Below are 18,671 nucleotides of genomic sequence, written 5' to 3' on the forward strand. Positions count from 1 at the left end.
ATTGTCCAAGTGGATTTTGTTTTGAAAAGATATCCACCTTTATAAGTTTACCAATGAGCCAAGACAGCGGTAATAATGGGCATGAACAGCAAAACACCAATAAATTTTTCATATTCATATTGATATCTAAAATTGACACAATTACTATCAGAAGCCATATAATCACCGATGCCATGATAAATGGTAATCCTTTTTTCTGCTGAATTGCAATTTCTTTTCTTAATTTATCCATCATTTTCGTCTCCACAACTTCTAATTTATCTAGTTATATTATATCACATAGTCCCTCGCCTGTCTAGACTCTTGCAGTAAATATTACAATCTTGTTATCACTTTTTACTAATATATATATATTGTATGCCCATGCAATTATAAATAAAAGGAATTTCTTGATTCTTAATAAATTTGTAATAAAGCGTTAAAAAAGCTCTCACTAAAGTGAAAGCCTTTAATAATATTTATTCAATAAATACCAAAAATTTCTTTATTTTGCTATACCGTGATTTCGTAAGCACAAAAATTTCGCCTGATTTTTTAGATTAAAGAAGAACCCCACCCTTCCACGATGCTTCGCATCTGGCGGGCACCCGGGAACCTTGGTGCTTCGCACTACGATGGATTTGCGTTTCCCATCAAAAAAGCTCCATTTGCATGGAGCTTAATTAAAATCTTATATATTTCAAAAATTTATTTATTTTGCTATACCGCGATTTTAATGCAAAAGTGCATTAGTCTTGTGTATATGGTAAAAGCGCCACTTGTCTTGCTCTTTTAATAGCTGTTGTGATTTCTCTTTGGTGTTTAGCGCAAGTGCCTGTTATTCTTCTTGGTAAGATTTTACCCTTTTCTGTGATGTATTTTCTTAGTTTTGCTACATCTTTATAATCTATGTGTTCATTCTTTTCTTGGCAGAAAGCACATACTTTTTTTCTAGGTCTGAATCTTCTTTGCATTATATTCCCTCCTTTAATTAAAATGGAATATCCCTATTGCTTCCAGGAGCAAAGCCTTCGTCAACGTTTGAAAAATCTTCGTCGGTACTGAAGTAATCTTCGTGTGATTGGTTAGGAGATTGTGAGGTAATGTTTCTTCTTTCTAGAAATTCTACTGATGAAGCTATGACTTCTGTTACATATCTTTTTGTACCGTCTTTAGCTTCGTATGTTCTAGATTGAATCCTACCTGTTACTCCAACCATGTTGCCCTTTGAAACATAATTACTGATATTCTCTGCAGTTCTACCCCAAGCTACGATGGAAATAAAGTCTGCTGTTGGCATGTTCTTTGCTTCCATTTCTTCTCTTTTTTCTCTTGATAAACCCTTATCAACAGCTATAGTAAATGTGATAACTGCTTGATTTGTGTTAGGTGTGTATCTTAGCTCAGGATCTCTTGTTAATCTTCCGATTAAACTACATACGTTCATCTCTTCACCTCTTATTTATCTTCGTCTGTTACTATCATGTGACGTAGCAAAACGTCAGTGATTCTTGCAATTCTTGTAAGTTCTAGAATTACAGCTTCTTCTGCTTCAAAGTTCATTAAGAAGTAGTAGCCTTCAGTTTTGAATTTGATTTGGTATGCTAATTTTCTTAGACCCCAATCATCAGTGTTAGTTACTTTACCTTCTTGTGCTTCGATAACTGATTTTATCCTATCAAGGAATTTATTTCTAGCTTCCTCACTTGTTTCAGGATAAAAAACATACATTGCTTCATATTTTTTCATCTTTCCACCTCCTTTTGGACTTATGGCTCTTTAATAAATAAAGAGCAAGGTTACCTTGTTAGTATATAATAATTTTCCCCATTTGTCAAGAATTTTTTATAAAGATTATTTATATAAATCATCCGCTTGACGTTTAAGCGCATTTCTAACCCTCTCTACCCTTTCAGGCGCCGCATCCCTCTCATTTACTATATGAATGGCAGTGTTCTCAAGCCTTTCTTTTTTATCAAATTCACTTAAAAGTTCACTGTCAAGATGCTCCCTGCAAATATCTTTGTCAATGGCTGTGAGCATGAAGGCTCTTTTTGTCCTTTCGCTCACCGATTTACCTAGTATCATATCGTCAATGGCAATCTTCATTAAATTCACTCCGCCAAGTGTAGCGTAATAAAAAGTTCTGCCTTGTCTAATATTCATCTCAAGTGTATAAATTTTGCCAGTTTTTGAATCTTTTTTGAAATCAAAATTAAATAGTCCTTTATAATCAAGACTAGAAACTATTTTTTCTGCTGTATTAAACATCTCTTCATCGAAATGATCAACTTGAACCAAATGATTACCGACCCACATAGGCCTCATATCAGAGAGTAGATTTCTTGCTAAGACCATTGATACCTTGCCATCGTGCGCTCTGTAGCCATTAAGTGAGTACTCAGTTCCTTGGCCGCCATGAATATAATCTTGAACTATGATGGAGCCAGTATAATTACTCTTGTAAATCTCTTCAAGTATAGCTAGCGTCTCGTCTTTCTTCATCGCGTGATAACCTTTTTGTATATTGGTAGCATTTGACTCTAAAAAATCATTATACTCATCAGCTTTTAAAAATGCTTCGCCATTGATATTAACGATTTGATAATTATTTTTATTCGCTATAAAAGTTTTTGGATAAGCAACTCCAATATTTTCAAGAATTTTATAAAATTCAGATTTTAGTATGAGTTTTTCAGCCTCTTTTGGATCTGGATATGGTATATGCGCCTTGAAATCGAATTTATTCTCGTTCCTTACAAGTAAGTCAACATAGTGCTCAGTTGGTGCGAAGAAAATAAAGTCCTCTTCTTCTCTTTCTTTTGCAATTTTATTTAATGTATTTACAAAAACATCATCATCGCTTGAAAAATCCTTAACTATGTGTATATCGGCGATTGTGCTTGCAACGAAAGGCACAAGCAGAGCCGCTCCGACAACTATTGGCTTTTCATTATATGCTTCAAAAAAACTTCTTGCAACTGAGTATGAATTGTGATCAGTTCCAAGAATTATAGCGTTATATTTCATAAATTTACCTCCAAATCTAATTATATATTTAGTCTACACCATAGACCACGCTTTGTCAACGATTTGGCATAAAAAAAGAAGACTGAATAATCAATCTTCTTTCATATATTTATCCATGAGTAAAATTTCATCTTTCTCTAGTGTCCTCTTCACATCGATAATCCTTTGATTAGAGGAGCCTCTGAACTTTAGCTTCAAATCTTTTAAGTCTTCTACGAAGCGTCCGTCCACCAAAACATCTATATTCTTCAAGACATCTATAGCCCCTTCCTTTTCTAAAAGTTCTTCAAAAGTGTAGCCGGAGTAAACCCAAATGTCTTTTTCGCTCTTTGCTCTCACTTTTTGAATGAAATCCTTAAGACCAGCTAGGTTATCAAAGGGCTCGCCACCTAAAACCGATAAACCGTGGATGTTTGCATCGCTTAAGCAGTCCATGACCTCATCAAAGGCATTATCATCAAAAACTTTTCCGAAATGAAAGTTTTGATACTCTTTATTGAAACAGTTTTTGCAGTTTAAAGTGCAACCCGTTAAGAATATAGTCGTTCTAACGCCAGGGCCGTTCGCTATGTCGTACTTCCTAATTTGCGCGTAATTCATTTTATATGTGAAGTACCCTTTGCTTTATCTCCTTAGTTTTGCCTTCATTCCAGAAGTTTTCGCCAAGGTAGCCGCATGTCCTTCTTGTAACATTCATCTTAGCTTGATCCTTGTTGTGACATTGTGGGCATTCCCATTCGTTATGATCATTGATTATGATTTCGCCGTCATAACCGCAAACGTGGCAATAGTCTGATTTTGTATTAAATTCTGCATATTGAATATTGTCATAGATATAGTTAACTATAGTTTCAAGCGCTTCTAAGTTATGACCCATGTTAGGTATTTCAGCGTAGCTTATGCAGCCGCCCTTTGAAAGTGTTTGGAACTGAGCCTCAAATTTAAACTTATCAAATACAGATATTTTTTCTCTAACATCAACATGGAAGGAGTTTGTATAATAGCCTTTGTCAGTTACATTTTTAATTTCTCCGAATCTTTCAAGGTCCTTCTTAGCAAATCTATAGCAAAGACTTTCAGCAGGAGTACCATAAAGCGCATAACCAAGACCATCTTCCATCTTCCAAGAATTTAATTTTTCATTCATAGTTCTCATAACTTTTAGAGCAAAATCAGTCGCGTGCTCGTCAGTATGAGTAGTATGGCGAACTAGATAAGTCGCTTCATATAGACCGATGTATCCTAAAGTTACAGTCGCATAACCATTCTCAAGAAGTGGTCTGATTGGCTCATGCTCTTCAAGTCTTGCGATAGCGCCGTGTCTCCAGTGAATTGGAGATGAATCGCTTGTAACGTTCTTTAATATATCGTATCTAAGTAGACAAGCCTTTCTACAAAGGTCAAGCCTCTTGTCAAGAATTTCAAAAAATTTATCTTCGTCGCCGCCGCTAACTATAGCTATTTGCGGTAAATTTAGAGAAACAACACCCATGTTGAATCTACCGTCAAATTTGTAATTGCCGTCCTTATCCTTCCATGGCGATAGAAAGGCTCTGCAGCCCATAGGCGCAAAAACATTGCCTTCGTAATTTTCTCTCATCTTTTTAGCAGAGATATAGTCAGGATACATCCTCTTAGCAGTACATTTTATAGCAGTTTGAGTTAAATAATAGTATTTTGAATCCTTGTGAATATTATTTTCATCAAGCACATAAACAAGCTTTGGAAAAGCTGGTGTTACATAAACACCACATTCGTTCTTGATGCCTTGAATTCTTTGCTTTAAAATCTCTTCGATAATCATAGCAAGCTCTTTTTCGTACTCAAAACCTTCATCTTCCATGTGCATGAAAAGAGTAACGAAAGGCGCTTGACCATTCGATGTCATAAGAGTATTTATTTGATATTGTATAGTTTGTATACCACTTTCAAGATCCCTTTGAGTAAGTTTTCTTGCTAGCTCGTCTTGCTTTGAGCTGTCATCAAACATTTCCTTAGCAAGCTTTAAATTCTTTTCGTAGCTGCGTCTTAAGTACTTTGCAAGACATTTTATGTCAATGGATTGTCCACCATATTGGTTTGATGCGATTTGAGCAATTATTTGCGTCATGACATTACAAGCAACTTGGAAAGATCTTGGGCTTTCGATAAGTTTACCGTTAACAACAGTGCCGTTGTCAAGCATGTCCTTCATATTAACAAGGCAGCAGTTAAACATTGGTTGAATGATGTAGTCCATATCGTGCAAATGGATGGAGCCTTCATCGTGCGCTTGAAGAAGGTCATCATCAATCATAAGTCTTCTAGCAATATCCTTAGATACTTCGCCAGCAATCAAATCCCTTTGAGTAGATGCGATGTGAGCATTTTTATTAGAATTTTCTTTCATTAAATCACTGTTTTTTCTATCAAGAAGACCGATAATGCTCTCGTCAGTAGTATTAATCTTTCTTTTAAAAGCTTGAACAGCCTTGTAATTTTCATAACTTCTAGCAGTAGCCGGATTTTTGTTCTCGATAAGCTTGTAGTAAACCTTGTCTTCGATATCATAAATCGAAAGAGGTCTCTCAGCTACAACAGCTTCCCTTTTAATTTCGTCAGCTATCTTTTCAGCAAGACCTTCTTCATATACCCCAGTTGAAGAATTCATCGCTTTTTTAATAGCTACAACAATCTTAGATTCGTCAAATGGCACTTTTTCGCCGCTTCTCTTGAATATATACATCTTTTACCTCCACAATATTTTGATTGCTTCTCCTCTTCGCAAATATTATTATACTACATATAGTGGCGATTGGCAATAGTAAATTCGGATTAAATTATTAAGATTTCTTCATATTTTTTCTTGTAATGAAGCGATGAAAACGTTGAATATAGTTTTCATAAAAAAAGAAGGCATAAGCCTTCTTTAATAAAATTATTTTATTAGTAACCAGTCCTCTTCTATCATGCCTTTGTAGCGTCTCACATATTCGTGAGTATTAGTTGCCTCAACCATATCATTATATCCCCAGAATGTTTCGTCAAGGTCGATAAATCTCTTTAGCATCAAGGCGTTTTTGCATTTTGCAAGTGACATTGCATCGTAGTTTCTTTCGAATATTTTATTTAGTATAACTGCTGCTTCGGCTCTTGTGATGTCAGCGTCTGGTCTGAATAATCCATCTGGATAGCCTGTGATTCTCTTTGCTTGATATTCACTACCTATTGCTCTTTCTGCCCAATGTCCTTTTACGTCTATAAATGGCGCTTCGCCATATGGCTTGTTATCTATTGTAGATATCATTTGAGTAAATTCTGCTCTGGTGATAGGCGCATTTGGTCTGAATCGTCCGTCTGGGTAGCCTTTCATTATGCCTCTTGCTACAACTGAGTTGATGGCTTTGTTGTACCAAGAGCTTTCTGTGTCTTTGAAGTTTGGTTTTGCTGATGAGCCGATGGCTTCGATGTTTAGTAGTCTTGCTAGCATCGCTGCTGCTTCTGCTCTTGTGATGTTGCCGTTTGGTCTAACTGTTCCGTTCGGATAACCAAAGATATAGGCTTTGTGTTCTTCGCCTCTAATTTCTTCTGGTTCTTCATGTTTTTCTATTTCTGCTTTTTTCCAAATTGCATATAAAATTGTGTCCGAATAAATTCTTTCTTCTGGTTTTACTTCGTCAAGATGTTTTCTATCGTAGCTCCAGCCTCTAAAGATGTATCCTCTTCTGCGTGGAATATATAGATATGGAGCGATTAGCTCTCCTTCTTCTACTTCATGATCTGTAATTTCTCCACCGCGATAGTTTTCGTCTAGTGTTAGGATATATTTATTTGGCTCTTGTGGTGTTGGTGCTGTTTTATCTTCTTCCCAAATTGCAACGAATAAAAAGTTTGACTTTAATGTAACCTTTTCTCCAGGCTTATACATTCTTTCAAACGAAAGAATTTCTTTTTTAACTTTTTCTATAACAAACTTTAAAATTTCATCTATATTGCCACCAGGAATGTATCTTGTGCCTTTCCAGCCCAAGAATTTGTAGCCATCTCTCTTAGGCGCTTGTAATATAATAAATTCTGCACCTTTATCTTCGCCGTTCTCTTTAACTCTATCTTTTTCAGTCACCTTTATATCCTTTGGATTAGCTTCATTTGCAAATTCTCCGCCATTTGGATCAAAATAGGCTCTTATTTTTGTATTTTTAAAATTAACATCATAATTATTTAGTAGTGACTTAGACATATTTTGTTTGCCAAATCTCTCCGTAAAAGTATTTTCAACGAAGCCTAAAAATTTATATTCTTCATAATTATCTGGTGAATCAGCAAAGCCACTTAATGCTAAATTATCTTTAAATAAAGTATCATTACTTATGCTTAAGTTTCTATACCCTTTTTCCTTAAGAACACCTTTATCAACATCGCTTCCATATCCCTCTATTTCATATAGATATGGTATTGTATATATAGCTCCTCCTTGTCCTAAGCCACAAATATTTCCTATAAATTTTGTGCCTTCAGAAATTTCTACACTTATATTGTCCTTCAAAGACTGTATGTCTCTGTTTGCATCATTATGTCTATTAACACCATTGATACTTAATGCTCCTCCTGAGCCATAAGCATAATTACCCTCAAAAGTAGTGCCTTTGATAATTGTTGTGTTGTTTATAACTTCAACAGCTCCACCTGTTCCTGAATAATGCGGATTCTTTTCATCATCACCCTCGCTAAGTGCTGCTTTGTTATTCGTAAATGTAGAGCCAATAATTTCACTTGGTAGCGAAGTATAAATGCCTGCACCTGAATAAGATGTATTATCTGTAAATATGCTTGAAGTAACCTTTATACCTGATTTATTTAGGTCTAGCCCCTCTACATTTATTAAAGTACATATACCAGCCCCTCTAGCTGCATTATTTTTGATAAATCTTGAACCTTCTACTTCTAACTTAGAATTTTTCCCAATAAAAATTCCTGCCCCTCCCGATGGTGCTGAATTTTTCTCAAATAAAGTATTTGTTACCTTTGTAATGTTAGGCGCATTTTTATCAATATATATGCCTGCACCTTGAAATTCGATACCTCTCCAATTAGTATTTTCAATGAATTTACTTTCTGTAACATTTATTCCTTCTCTAGTATATATACCGGCTCCATAATACATCGCAGTATTTTTTTCAAATGTTGTATCATTAAAACTTGAGTTTCCGTCGTCAAAAACTGCTCCGCCAAATTGCGCCTTGTTTTCTGTAAACTTAGAACTATTAATGTATGCAGCTTTTTCAGCATAAACAGCTCCGCCATTTACAGACTGATTATTTACAAAAGTAGCTTTATTTATTTCTGCTTTATCTCTAGCGCAAATAGCTCCACCTTTTTTACTAGCTATATTTAATTCAAAAATACAGTTATCAGATATATTTACTGAACCAAATGCATAGATAGCTCCACCACTAGTGCCAAAGTAATTTCCTTCTTGGGTCATAAATATTCCGTTTCCTCTAAAAGTGGATTTAGAAATATCTGCATTAGCACCATTAACAAGTGCACCTCCGTAATTAGCCATGTTGCTTTCAAAAGTACATTTGTCAGATATACTCACTTCATTAGCAGAATAGATAGCTCCGCCCATATTGGTAAAGAGTATGCCTTGTGGAATAACTAATATACCATTGTTTTTAAAAGTTGATTTTTTTATTTCAAACTTAGAATCATTTCTATGATAGATAGCTGCACCGTAGGCTTGGGCAAAATTACGTGTAAATGTAGTATTTTCTATGCTTGTATTAGATTGAGTATAAATTGCTCCACCATATCCATAGCCATTTTGCGACATTAAAATTGCTTGATTATTATCAAAAGTGGCATTTTTTATATTTATAAAACTATCATCTTTTAAAGAGCATATTGCTCCGCCTAGGTCTGCACGGTTATTTGAAATATTTGAACCATCGATGTTTATGACAGTTTTTGAACTTGAGGCATTTATCGCTCCACCTCTTATAGCAATACAATCTGTAATTGACGAATTATCATACATATTAAGTTTTGTCTCTCTACCTAGGCTAATTCCTGCGCTGAAATTGTCTTGCTCTGTAAAACCTTTTACAATTTGAACATTTTCTAAATTTAATTCTCCCTTGTCATGAAGCTTTATGCAGCTAACTTTTTCACCACCATCAATAGTAAGGTTCTTAAGTGTTGCTGTTACAAGTTTTGCACTAGATCCATAATATTCAGAACCAAGCTCTAAAATTGTATCTTTCTGATTGTCGGACCTATAAATTTTATGTCCATTACCATTTAGCTCTACATTGTAGTACATATATATAGGTCTAGTTCTAGCGTTATCTGTATAGCCTTGTGTCGCTTTAATATCCCAGTCTTTGTTTAACTCTATTGACCACGTTAACTCTTCTTGACCGGCCACTCTCACAGGCGAATAATTTCCAACAATATTAGTATCATAGACCATATAATCTCTAAGATGCATTTCTGTAAGTAATGCATCAGGTTTTCCGGAATAATTTGGTGTTGCATCATTAATATCTCCATCGCCCATCTTGGCATCATTAAGTTTAAAAGGCTGTCCGTCTTTTCTTTTGAAAGTCATTAAAAAATTTTGAGATAAGGTATTATAATCTTCTTCGCTTATTTCGTAGAAATACTTAGTCAACACATTATCCCAAGTGTTTCCATAGTCTTTAACGCCATAAAATTTTCCATCTGCGCCCTTAGCTACTGTATTAATCTTATTTAAATCAAAGGCAGCTGGTTCGCCTACTACCTCGGGTACTCTCTCTTCGCTTATTTCAAGTGTATCATCTGAATTTTCAAGATGATTTTCTTCTTCAAGCGTACTCGCTTCTGACTCGATTGCCTCAACTGGCTTTATGTCCTCAGCTGCTGGCGGCTCTGGATCTAGCTCGTCAGAATTTATTTTTGTGTTTTCAAAATAAAATCCCTTTGCATCTGAAAATTTTATCTCTGAGAAGTTCACTGCTTGCGCTGTGTTTATGCACAGAGAAAACACCATCATAAAGGCTAGTAAATAACCCATCCATTTCTTTTTCATATTAATCCCCCTTAATTATTGTCTCCTTCATTTTTTCTCTATTATTCTTCTGCTATATATAAATATATACCCTATCAACTTAAGTATAACACCCCTTTCCAATAATAATCAAGTTTTAAGCGCTTTTGTAATGGGTTTGTAACAATAGCACAAAAAAAGAAGGCAATTGCCTTCTTATAAAATATATTTATTTAAAATTCTTGAAATAAATTGATTCGCTCCAAAATATCTTTTTTCACAAATTCTTGAAATAAATCGATGCATGGGGCGAAGTTTAGTGAGCGCACGTCCGAGGTGTACATAGAAGTAATCCGCAGGACGTAAGCGAGCGTTACGAGCGCCAGGCGCGATTTAGACAAGAATTTACTTGAAGCGGTAATCTCCAAACCACGGATACACCTTCTCATCTATCTCTTTTTGTGTAATCTTTTGTGCACTAAGCTTTCCAATATGGCCTTCAGTTCCTACTAGTGAAGCTGTTTCCATCTTATCTGCGTGGACTCTACCTATACCAACTTGCAAGATGGATGTGGCTATGGTTCCTCCTGGGATATTTGTTTTAACGTTTTTATTGATTGTGTTCCAAATTGATCCTATCTTTAATATATTTTCTGGTCTTAGAACTTTTTTTGCAAGTGCCTTCATAAAATCTTGTTGTGTCTTTTGTCTACCATAGTCTTGAACGCCGTATTTGTAATCATTGTAGCCTTTTCTAAATCTTAAAAGACCTATAACGTTATCCTTAGTGATAGTTTGCTTGCCTTTTTTAAAGTTGATGTGTAATTCGTTACCCTTTGTTGTGTCGTGGTATTTCATGTCAACTGGCACGTCAAATTCAACTCCACCAACGATACCTACTAGCTCTTCAACTGCTTTGTAGTCAACTCTTACGTAGTAGCGAACATCAAGCTTTAACCAGTCTCTAACTGCTTTAAGTGTTAGCGCTGGTCCGCCGTATGAGTGAGCGTGTGTTAATTTATCATCTTTACCTCTAATCTTTACTATACTATCACGAGGAAGGCTTAGCATCTTGATTGAGCCGTCATCGAAGTTTACTTTGCAAAGCATCATTGTGTCTGATCTTTGTCCTCTCATCTCTTTTTGACCGGCATCTCTTTTGTCTATACCCATAAGTAAGAAGCAAAGCTCGTTACCGTGCTCTTCTTTAAGTACTTTCTGATCGTCTGGGAATATTGGGTTTAGCTCCTCTTCTGTTTCTTTGTTCTCTTCAGACGCTTCGTCCTCTACTTCGTTTTCTTCTATATTATTATCTTTTAATTCTCCGTTATCTATCTTGGTTTGCGCCTTGTAAAATACAAAACCAAATGCCAAGAAGGCAACTATGAAAGATATTACAAATTTCTTTTTCATAATCAAACTCCTTTTACTTCTCATATTATAATACATGGGAAGAGATTTTTCAATAGGCTTTGCAAATTTGTTAAAATTTTGTTAATTCTTTAATTTTTCCATAAAAATAGAGCCGCATAAACGGCTCATGATGATATAAATTTATTTTGCTATAAATTTTTTAAATTTATCTGCGAAATTTTTGATTCTTTCTTTATTTTCTTGAATAAATTTTCCTTCTGCATCTGCAAATGGTACAGCTATGAAATTACTTGCGTCGATATTTGCTCTTAGTTGGTGAAGTATTGCTATGAGTTCTTTTTGTGCAAGTCTTGTTCCATCTAGTCCCATTGTGACTCCAACTAAGGCAAAATTTTTGCCTCCTATAAAGTATTTTCCCTCTTCGTTTGGTCTCGATAACCAGTCAATCATGTTCTTAACTGTGCCTGGAACTGAGTAATTGTACTCAGGTGAAGCAATGATAACGCCTTCTGCTTCTCTGATATTTTCTCTAATCTTCTTAATCCAGTCTTCTTCAGGTTTTTCAAGGTCCCCGTTAAACATTTTAAAATCGTTTGGATAATATTCTACGATATCGTAATCATCAAATTCTTTTTCTATTTCCTTTGCTAATAGTTTATTCAGTGAGCCCTCTCTTTGTGAGCCTATTAAAAATACTAATTTCATTTCATCACTCCTTCCTAAACTATATACCCAAATCTATTAATTATAATGCTTAAGCCCCAAAATCAAGTCTCTGAATACGCTTGCAAGATAGAGTGAACCTGCAACAACTATGAGCGCATCCTCTGTATATAGCTCAAGTGCCTTCTTGTATGCCTCTTTGTTATCTTTAATAAAGTAGATGCCATCCTTGTCGCCGATGGCCTCCTCAAGTTTTTCGAACTCAAAATCTCTGCCCTTGAAAACAAGGCTAGTCACGATAAATTCAGCGTTTAGTCCCTCAAAAGTCTCGAAAACTTTTCTATAATCTTTATCTTTCAAAAACGATGTAATCATGATGACTTTTTTATTTAGTCCAAGCAAATATTTTTTAAGCTCAGCAGCGCTCGCCTCGTTGTGTGCACCATCTATGATGATGTATGGGTCTTTCTTAACAGTCTCTATGCGGCATGGCCACTTAACTTCGCTAAGTCCTTTTTTTATGGCCTCATCGCTTATATCGAGTCTAAATCTATCATTAAGGTCTTTTGCCACCCATACTGCCATGGCTGCATTTTTTGCTTGAAATTCGCCAGCTAGGCTTACGCTATAGTCCTCGCCATCATATGAAAATTCAGTCTCTGTGCCAGTTTTTCCTATGCACAAGGATTTATCATCCAAAACTTTTACCTTGGCGTCAACTTTTTTTGCTTCGTCCTTAATGACATCTATAACATTATCCCCTTGAGGGTAGACGTAAACCGTGTCAAATGGCATAATGATGCCGGCTTTATTGAAGGCAATCTCTTCTAAAGTGTTGCCAAGTACATTTTGATGGTCATAATCAATCTTCATAATGACATCAGCTGATTTTTGTAAAAAACAATTAGTCGAGTCATAAAGGCCACCAACGCCCACCTCGAAGATGGCGAAATCTACGCCTTCATCGGCAAAGTACATAAGTGCGATGAGTGTAACTATTTCAAAATAAATGCAATTTATCTCAAGCTCATTAATTTTATCAACTATGGTTTTTAAATAATGATAAAACTTTTCTGGCGGAATAAAATCGCCATTGATACGGATTCTGTCGTTCATCCCTTCAATCGAAGGTCCAACGAAAAGTCCTGTCTTAAGATTCGCCTCTCTTAAAATATTGTCAAGTATTATACAAAATGAACCCTTGCCAACAGTTCCTGCAACGTGAATCACATTTAACTTACTTAGGTCAACGCCAAAAATTTCTATGAGTCTCTTCATGTTCTCATTGCTAGTCATATCGCGCTTGTGCTTAGTCGCGCCATAAAGCCCATCAAGTATCTCGCTTGATTTTTCAAAATAATTTATCATTTCAATATATAACCTATGGACCAAACAGTTTTGATGTATTTATGGTCCGGGTCAATCTCCTTTAGCTTATTTCTGAGGTTTGATATGTGTACGTTGATGGTGTTGTCTGAGTAGATATCGTCCTCCCAAACTGATCTGTAAAGATTTTCCTTGGTGAAAACTTTTTTCGGATTTTCGATTAAAAGCCTTAATAGCTTATACTCCATGCGAGTTAAATTAAGAGGCACTTCTTTAAAACTGATAACATTGTTATCGTTATCAAGATAAAAGTCCTCGAAGTGCACAGCCTTCTCGCCAAGCCTATTGTAAGCGTTTGAACGTCTTAGCTGAGCTCTAACACGGCTAATAAGCTCGTCTGTATCAAATGGCTTAGTGATGAAGTCATCGCAGCCAAGGTCAAGGCAGCCAAGCCTAGTCGCCTTGTCAATCTTAGCCGATAAAACTATGATTGGCATCTTCATGTTCATGGATCTCGCGTAATTAATCACGTCCTCACCCATTAATTTAGGCATCATAAGGTCAAGAAGCATTAAATCCACCTCGTTATTCTTTAGGAAGTCAACCGCTTCAGCACCGTCAAATACTTGCTTCGTCTCAAAACCGCGCTCACTTAAGAGCTCCTTAATTAAATTGTTTATGTCTTTATCGTCTTCAACTATTAATATCATAAGAACACCTCATCTTAATTATATAATGAAATCGGGATAATAGCAAGAAAAAAGTGGATAGATATCTATCCACTAAGTATTAATACGCATTTATTAAATTGTGTAAACCAATTTTGCTTTGATAAACCTCACGCATAAGCTTTTCAATGGTATAGCCCTCCATGAGTTTTGTTTTAACAAAGGTCCTTAGCTCGTCATAAAAATCAAAGGTGCGCTTAGTGCTCTCAAGCCTTGTATAAACCTTCCAATAACGGCAATAAACGTAGTTTTGGCCTTGATTTTCAATAAAGCCAATAACATCGTCAAGAGGGAAACCTAAAAAGATACCAATTTCATGAGGAAACTCAAAGTGCCTAAGCTTAGATTTAAGAACCGAGATACAAACATCTAAATCGCTTGACTCATATCCGTATTCACTTAAAAATTTAGCAATCCTTGATTTTTTAAGGTGCCTAGCAAGCCTTTCTTCGTTATATACAAAAAGCTGCATCCTCTCCTCGCACTCGCAAAGCTTTTCAATCGCTATGCCATAAGGCTTTAAAAGGCTTTTGTAATTAGAAAGAAATTCTTCATTACTTGCAAAATCCATCTTAGATACAGATATTAAATTCGATAGCTTGGTCCCCATAAGCACAGGAGAACAGTGATTGGCAAGGATATGCTCAAATTTTGCGTCTCGCATGAATCTCTTCCTTTCATTTTATTGGTTAGCCTTAACTAACCTCTTATTGATATATTAGCATAAGCTAACTAATATGTCAAGCCTTTTTTATTCTATCGATAGATATAAAATGAGTGGATATGTTATGAAAACAGCTAAACTGCCAACGAATATACATATATGAGCCTCAAATCTATTTGCTAAAAATCCGTAGAACATATTGCCAAGAGGTATCGATGATAGAACAAGCATTCTAAGTACTGATAAAATCCTACTTCTGTACTCATCCTTGACATTCTTTTGAAAGAAAACCTGTGTCGCTATATTAAGAGGCATAACTGAACTAATTATTAAGCAGTCAAAAATAGTTATTAAAATAACGCTAATAATTGCATTATTTTCCAAATCCAAACTGCCGTAGTAAACAGCGGCTCCCATTAAAAAGATGCATGTGGCTATAGATAAAGAAGCATACTTCAATAATTTTAAAGGCTTAAATTTTTTAACTACAGGAAGTATTATAAATGGCAGAGTTATGCTAACTAATGAAGTTATCGTTCTATAAACACCATAAACATATTCATCAAGCTTAAAAACTTCTAAAAAAACATAAGTTATAATTACCGAGCAAACCGCATCAAAAGAAAAATTTATTAAAGGAGCTACAACGACAAAGACTTTAGCGAATTTATTTTTGCTTAGCTCAAGTAGACCATCTTTAAAATCTATAAAATAGCTTTTAAAAGAATTTTTCTCATCGTGATTGACCTTGACCGCAAAAGGCGTTTTTATAAAGAAATTTAAAATAAATGTTAAACTCATCAAAGCGCAAACCAAAATAAAAGATCCACTCAAAGCAAATTGCTTGTAGATAAATGCCGCAAGCATAGGTGTAGTCACATATACAATGCCATCATCCACCTTTGAAAAAGCGACAGCCTCTTCCATAAGATCCTGATCAATAATCTCAGCGAGTATCGAATTTTCCGCCGCATTGTAAAAAACCTCAATCATCTCAAGAAGAATTACAAGAGCGTAAACCGCAATAAGAGAAATGTTTTTGTAAAAAATTGCAAATATCGCATATATTAGCATAAGAAGAGCCTGGGCAAAGTTTAAAACCTTCATTATATCTATACGTCTTAGCCTGTCGCCTAAAACGCCAGCTATGGGTGTCAGTATTATCCTCGGAATTATGATTATAGAAAGTATAGAGGCATAAATCAAGGGCGAGCCAGTCATATCCAAGATGTATAGAGCCAAAGCAAATTGCAAAATATTTGACGAGCCCATCGACAAAGCGCTCGCGAAAAAATAGCTTAAATAACTTTTGTTTTTAAGTAAATTTTTCATAGAAAGCTTCATTAATAAGCCTCCTTTCTTTAAAAACATTAATATTGATTACATGTTAGCATATGCTAACTAATATGTCAAGAGTTTTTATGTTGATAATATTTTTCGCTCAACAATTAAGGTAGATAAAATGTTTTTAATCCTTCAAAATATTAATCCAAGCAAAAAATTTTAGCAAAAGATATTTATATAAAATAAAATCGTGATCAAAAAACAATTCTTATTCAAAAATAAAATCACAGTAAAAAAACAATTCTTATTCAAAAATATATTTGCATTTAAAAGATAATTTACAGCAAAAAATAAATTTACAGTGAAAAATATAGTTTTGCAAAAAACAAAGCGTTCACCTAAGTGAACGCCTTGTTCTTTATATGGTTTTAAAGAAGAAATTACTTTTTAGCCTCTTCTGTTTTCAATTTTTCCATCTCTTCTATTGCTTCGCTCTTTCTTCTTATAGAGTGAAGTATAAGTGTAACTGTAACGACTGCGTATGAGATGAATGTTCTTAGGTACTCACCTATCATTGAGTTACCTGTGATATTAGCTCCTGCTGTAGGCATTACTATAAACATCAAATGGAAAAGTACTGTACCTACAAGGGCGTTTTTGATTGTCGCCTTCGATACGCTCGCGCCGCCTATTAGTAAGGCCGCTGCTGCATATAGTGCTGTTTGGTCTGCGCCGTTATATGTGTTTAAGTTACCGATGTTTTGTAGGTAGATAATTTGTCCGAATGACGCCATAACTGTTGAGATGACGATGGCTTTAAGTCTTGTCCTGTCAACGTTTATACCTGCGTCTTCGGCTATCTTCATATCGGCTCCAACGGCTCTCATGTCTTGGCCTAATTTTGTTTTTCTAAACCAAACTATGAAAAGACAAGCTAGTACGATAACTATGAATGTTGCTATTGGTAATTGAATACCTAGAACTGATATGTCTTGACCAATGATTCTATCAAATAGTTTATCAAGTCCTTTTTGACTTTGTAGGTCGATTGCATTTCTAACGCCGTAGCCACGTGATAAAATTAAGCTCTTGTTAGCGAATGGAATTACTCCACCAAAAATATATAATACAAAGAATTGATAAACACCTGTCATGAAGTATCCAAGTATCATGGATGTGATCATTTCTCTTGATTTTGCTTTGTTTAATACGCCACCTGCGAATAAACCAAGTATAATTGAAATAGGGATGGATACAAGTGCAGCAATTATAATTGCTGGTAGGCCTGTAATACCCCAGTTTTCAACGAATATAAGTGCAATTTGTCCTGCCATGGCTCCTAGTACCATACCAAAGTTTATGCCTAGACCGGCAACTATAGGTATTAGTAGTGAAAGTACCAAAAATGCGTTTCTTGCAAATCTTATAACTACTTGTGAAACCAAAAATTGTGGTGTGAATCTACTAAAAACTATACCTATCGCGCATATGATGATAAACATCACAGGAACGGTGTATTCATTTACTGTAAAGAATTTATTACGCTTTTTCATTATCTTCCACCCTCCTTACGTGTTAAGGCAAATAGTATAAGTCCGTTTGATATTATAAGTCTTAAAACTTCTGATATATCTACCTTTATTGCTGTGTTAATAACTGTTGGTGTCATTGTTAATATACCTTGGAAAAGTAGTGTACCTATTAAAACGTTCTTTATATTAGCTTTTTTAATGGATGCACCGCCAAGTAGTATGGCTGCAACGCTTGGGAAAGCGAAGAATTGTGGTGCGTTATACATTTGAACGAAGCCGTAACTTTGTTCATAGATAACCATACCCGCTGCGCCTATAGCACATGAAAGGATTACTGCTAGCATCCTTGTCTTGTTGATGTGTGCACCTGCTGCTCTTGCGTAATTTTCGTTTGAGCCAACAGCTGTCATTGTAGTACCTTTTTTAGATTTAAAGAAAAGATAAACTAAATATGCAAATATTGCAAAAACTATAAACATACCTACTGGTATAAGTAATTTGTCTCCTAATTCACTTGCTGTATCAAGCTCTATACCAAGTATACGAGAGAAGGCTTTCTCCCAATATGCCTTTAAAGATATAGTTGTTCTTAAACCTTCACCATTGAAACCCATAACTGATTCTGGATTTCTAAATGGAAGTACTACCCAAAATATATTCATTAGTGCGATGAATGAGAAACCAACGTATGTTGCGATAATCATTTCGTCGCCTTTTACTCTATTTAAGATTAGGCCATAAACCCAGCCAAAGATTGCTCCGAAAAGCATTCCTAGACCAAGTGCAAATGTTACGCCGCCTATACCTGTTAATCTTAATTCAAGTGATAAAACTGCTCCTAGCATACCACCTATAAGTCCAACTGGCAAACCAAAGTTAAGTCCGCAGCCCGCTTGTATCATAGGTATCATTGATAATACTAGTATTGCGTTCATACCGAAACGTGTTAGAACGTCTATGAATGATCTTTTTAAGTCAACGCCTATAAAGGATCCAACTATGAAAAGTCCTACTATGAAAAAGAAAATAATTATTCTAGGAAGTCCGACTCTTTTAACAAAACTTTCTTCTCTCATATT

At 35.3% G+C, this 18,671-nt stretch carries 16 protein-coding genes; all 16 read right to left on the reverse strand.

The features are described 5' to 3' along the window. The coding region (locus AC2UOP_RS04735; protein ID WP_484832816.1) for a DUF7010 family protein at positions 1-235 on the reverse strand (235 nt) is incomplete at its 3' end. A gap of 493 nt (positions 236-728) precedes the next feature. Next, the gene (gene rpsR, locus AC2UOP_RS04740) at positions 729-953 is read right to left on the reverse strand and encodes a 30S ribosomal protein S18 (RefSeq protein WP_019214270.1); all 225 of its coding nucleotides are present in this window, start codon (positions 951-953) and stop codon (positions 729-731) included. 17 nt (positions 954-970) lie between these two features. Then, on the reverse strand, positions 971-1,426 hold the full coding sequence (locus AC2UOP_RS04745) for a single-stranded DNA-binding protein (RefSeq protein ID WP_480020061.1): 456 nt from the start codon (positions 1,424-1,426) through the stop codon (positions 971-973). An 11-nt stretch (positions 1,427-1,437) separates the two neighbouring features. Further along, positions 1,438-1,728, reverse strand: coding sequence for a 30S ribosomal protein S6 (gene rpsF / locus AC2UOP_RS04750; RefSeq protein ID WP_019214268.1), 291 nt, complete (start codon positions 1,726-1,728; stop codon positions 1,438-1,440). A gap of 105 nt (positions 1,729-1,833) precedes the next feature. Next, positions 1,834-3,009, reverse strand: coding sequence for a carboxylate--amine ligase (locus AC2UOP_RS04755; RefSeq protein ID WP_484832817.1), 1,176 nt, complete (start codon positions 3,007-3,009; stop codon positions 1,834-1,836). 90 nt (positions 3,010-3,099) lie between these two features. Continuing rightward, the gene (nrdG, locus tag AC2UOP_RS04760) at positions 3,100-3,609 is read right to left on the reverse strand and encodes an anaerobic ribonucleoside-triphosphate reductase activating protein (RefSeq protein ID WP_484832818.1); all 510 of its coding nucleotides are present in this window, start codon (positions 3,607-3,609) and stop codon (positions 3,100-3,102) included. Position 3,610: 1 nt separating this feature from the next. Further along, positions 3,611-5,734: an anaerobic ribonucleoside-triphosphate reductase gene (nrdD, locus tag AC2UOP_RS04765; RefSeq protein WP_484832819.1), complete on the reverse strand. Its 2,124-nt coding sequence runs from the start codon at positions 5,732-5,734 to the stop codon at positions 3,611-3,613. 192 nt (positions 5,735-5,926) lie between these two features. After that, positions 5,927-10,063 carry an S-layer homology domain-containing protein gene (locus tag AC2UOP_RS04770; RefSeq protein ID WP_484832820.1) on the reverse strand — a complete coding sequence of 1,379 codons (4,137 nt, stop codon included), beginning with the start codon at positions 10,061-10,063 and terminating at the stop codon, positions 5,927-5,929. Positions 10,064-10,426: 363 nt separating this feature from the next. Continuing rightward, positions 10,427-11,434: an LCP family protein gene (locus AC2UOP_RS04775; protein ID WP_484832821.1), complete on the reverse strand. Its 1,008-nt coding sequence runs from the start codon at positions 11,432-11,434 to the stop codon at positions 10,427-10,429. Between the two features lie 141 nt (positions 11,435-11,575). Then, on the reverse strand, positions 11,576-12,100 hold the full coding sequence (locus AC2UOP_RS04780; protein WP_484832822.1) for an NADPH-dependent FMN reductase: 525 nt from the start codon (positions 12,098-12,100) through the stop codon (positions 11,576-11,578). A 36-nt stretch (positions 12,101-12,136) separates the two neighbouring features. Beyond that, positions 12,137-13,426, reverse strand: coding sequence for a bifunctional folylpolyglutamate synthase/dihydrofolate synthase (locus tag AC2UOP_RS04785; protein ID WP_484832823.1), 1,290 nt, complete (start codon positions 13,424-13,426; stop codon positions 12,137-12,139). Beyond that, positions 13,423-14,094, reverse strand: a complete 672-nt coding sequence (locus tag AC2UOP_RS04790) for a response regulator transcription factor (protein WP_484832824.1) — start codon at positions 14,092-14,094, stop codon at positions 13,423-13,425. Before AC2UOP_RS04790 ends, AC2UOP_RS04785 begins: the two co-directional genes overlap by 4 nt. Positions 14,095-14,173: 79 nt before the next feature. After that, positions 14,174-14,776: a DUF3793 family protein gene (locus AC2UOP_RS04795; RefSeq protein WP_106018214.1), complete on the reverse strand. Its 603-nt coding sequence runs from the start codon at positions 14,774-14,776 to the stop codon at positions 14,174-14,176. 87 nt (positions 14,777-14,863) lie between these two features. Further along, positions 14,864-16,120 carry an MFS transporter gene (locus AC2UOP_RS04800; protein WP_484832825.1) on the reverse strand — a complete coding sequence of 419 codons (1,257 nt, stop codon included), beginning with the start codon at positions 16,118-16,120 and terminating at the stop codon, positions 14,864-14,866. Positions 16,121-16,500: 380 nt separating this feature from the next. Then, positions 16,501-17,613 (reverse strand): ABC transporter permease subunit, encoded by a 1,113-nt coding sequence (locus AC2UOP_RS04805; protein ID WP_484832826.1) that lies wholly within the window; start codon positions 17,611-17,613, stop codon positions 16,501-16,503. After that, entirely contained in the window at positions 17,613-18,668 is a 1,056-nt protein-coding gene (locus AC2UOP_RS04810; protein ID WP_106018216.1) for an ABC transporter permease subunit, read from the reverse strand. The genes AC2UOP_RS04805 and AC2UOP_RS04810 overlap by 1 nt, the downstream gene beginning before the upstream one ends. Positions 18,669-18,671: the final 3 nt, after the last annotated feature.

The organism is Fenollaria sp. (assembly GCF_057222035.1).

Coding starts and splice junctions, on each gene's coding strand:
- rpsR (WP_019214270.1), bottom strand. CDS start 953: ATGCAAAGAAGATTCAGACCTAGAAAAAAAGTATGTGCTTTCTGCCAA.
- AC2UOP_RS04745 (WP_480020061.1), bottom strand. CDS start 1,426: ATGAACGTATGTAGTTTAATCGGAAGATTAACAAGAGATCCTGAGCTA.
- rpsF (WP_019214268.1), bottom strand. CDS start 1,728: ATGAAAAAATATGAAGCAATGTATGTTTTTTATCCTGAAACAAGTGAG.
- AC2UOP_RS04755 (WP_484832817.1), bottom strand. CDS start 3,009: ATGAAATATAACGCTATAATTCTTGGAACTGATCACAATTCATACTCA.
- nrdG (WP_484832818.1), bottom strand. CDS start 3,609: ATGAATTACGCGCAAATTAGGAAGTACGACATAGCGAACGGCCCTGGC.
- nrdD (WP_484832819.1), bottom strand. CDS start 5,734: ATGTATATATTCAAGAGAAGCGGCGAAAAAGTGCCATTTGACGAATCT.
- AC2UOP_RS04770 (WP_484832820.1), bottom strand. CDS start 10,063: ATGAAAAAGAAATGGATGGGTTATTTACTAGCCTTTATGATGGTGTTT.
- AC2UOP_RS04775 (WP_484832821.1), bottom strand. CDS start 11,434: ATGAAAAAGAAATTTGTAATATCTTTCATAGTTGCCTTCTTGGCATTT.
- AC2UOP_RS04780 (WP_484832822.1), bottom strand. CDS start 12,100: ATGAAATTAGTATTTTTAATAGGCTCACAAAGAGAGGGCTCACTGAAT.
- AC2UOP_RS04785 (WP_484832823.1), bottom strand. CDS start 13,426: ATGATAAATTATTTTGAAAAATCAAGCGAGATACTTGATGGGCTTTAT.
- AC2UOP_RS04790 (WP_484832824.1), bottom strand. CDS start 14,094: ATGATATTAATAGTTGAAGACGATAAAGACATAAACAATTTAATTAAG.
- AC2UOP_RS04795 (WP_106018214.1), bottom strand. CDS start 14,776: ATGCGAGACGCAAAATTTGAGCATATCCTTGCCAATCACTGTTCTCCT.
- AC2UOP_RS04800 (WP_484832825.1), bottom strand. CDS start 16,120: ATGAAGCTTTCTATGAAAAATTTACTTAAAAACAAAAGTTATTTAAGC.
- AC2UOP_RS04805 (WP_484832826.1), bottom strand. CDS start 17,613: ATGAAAAAGCGTAATAAATTCTTTACAGTAAATGAATACACCGTTCCT.
- AC2UOP_RS04810 (WP_106018216.1), bottom strand. CDS start 18,668: ATGAGAGAAGAAAGTTTTGTTAAAAGAGTCGGACTTCCTAGAATAATT.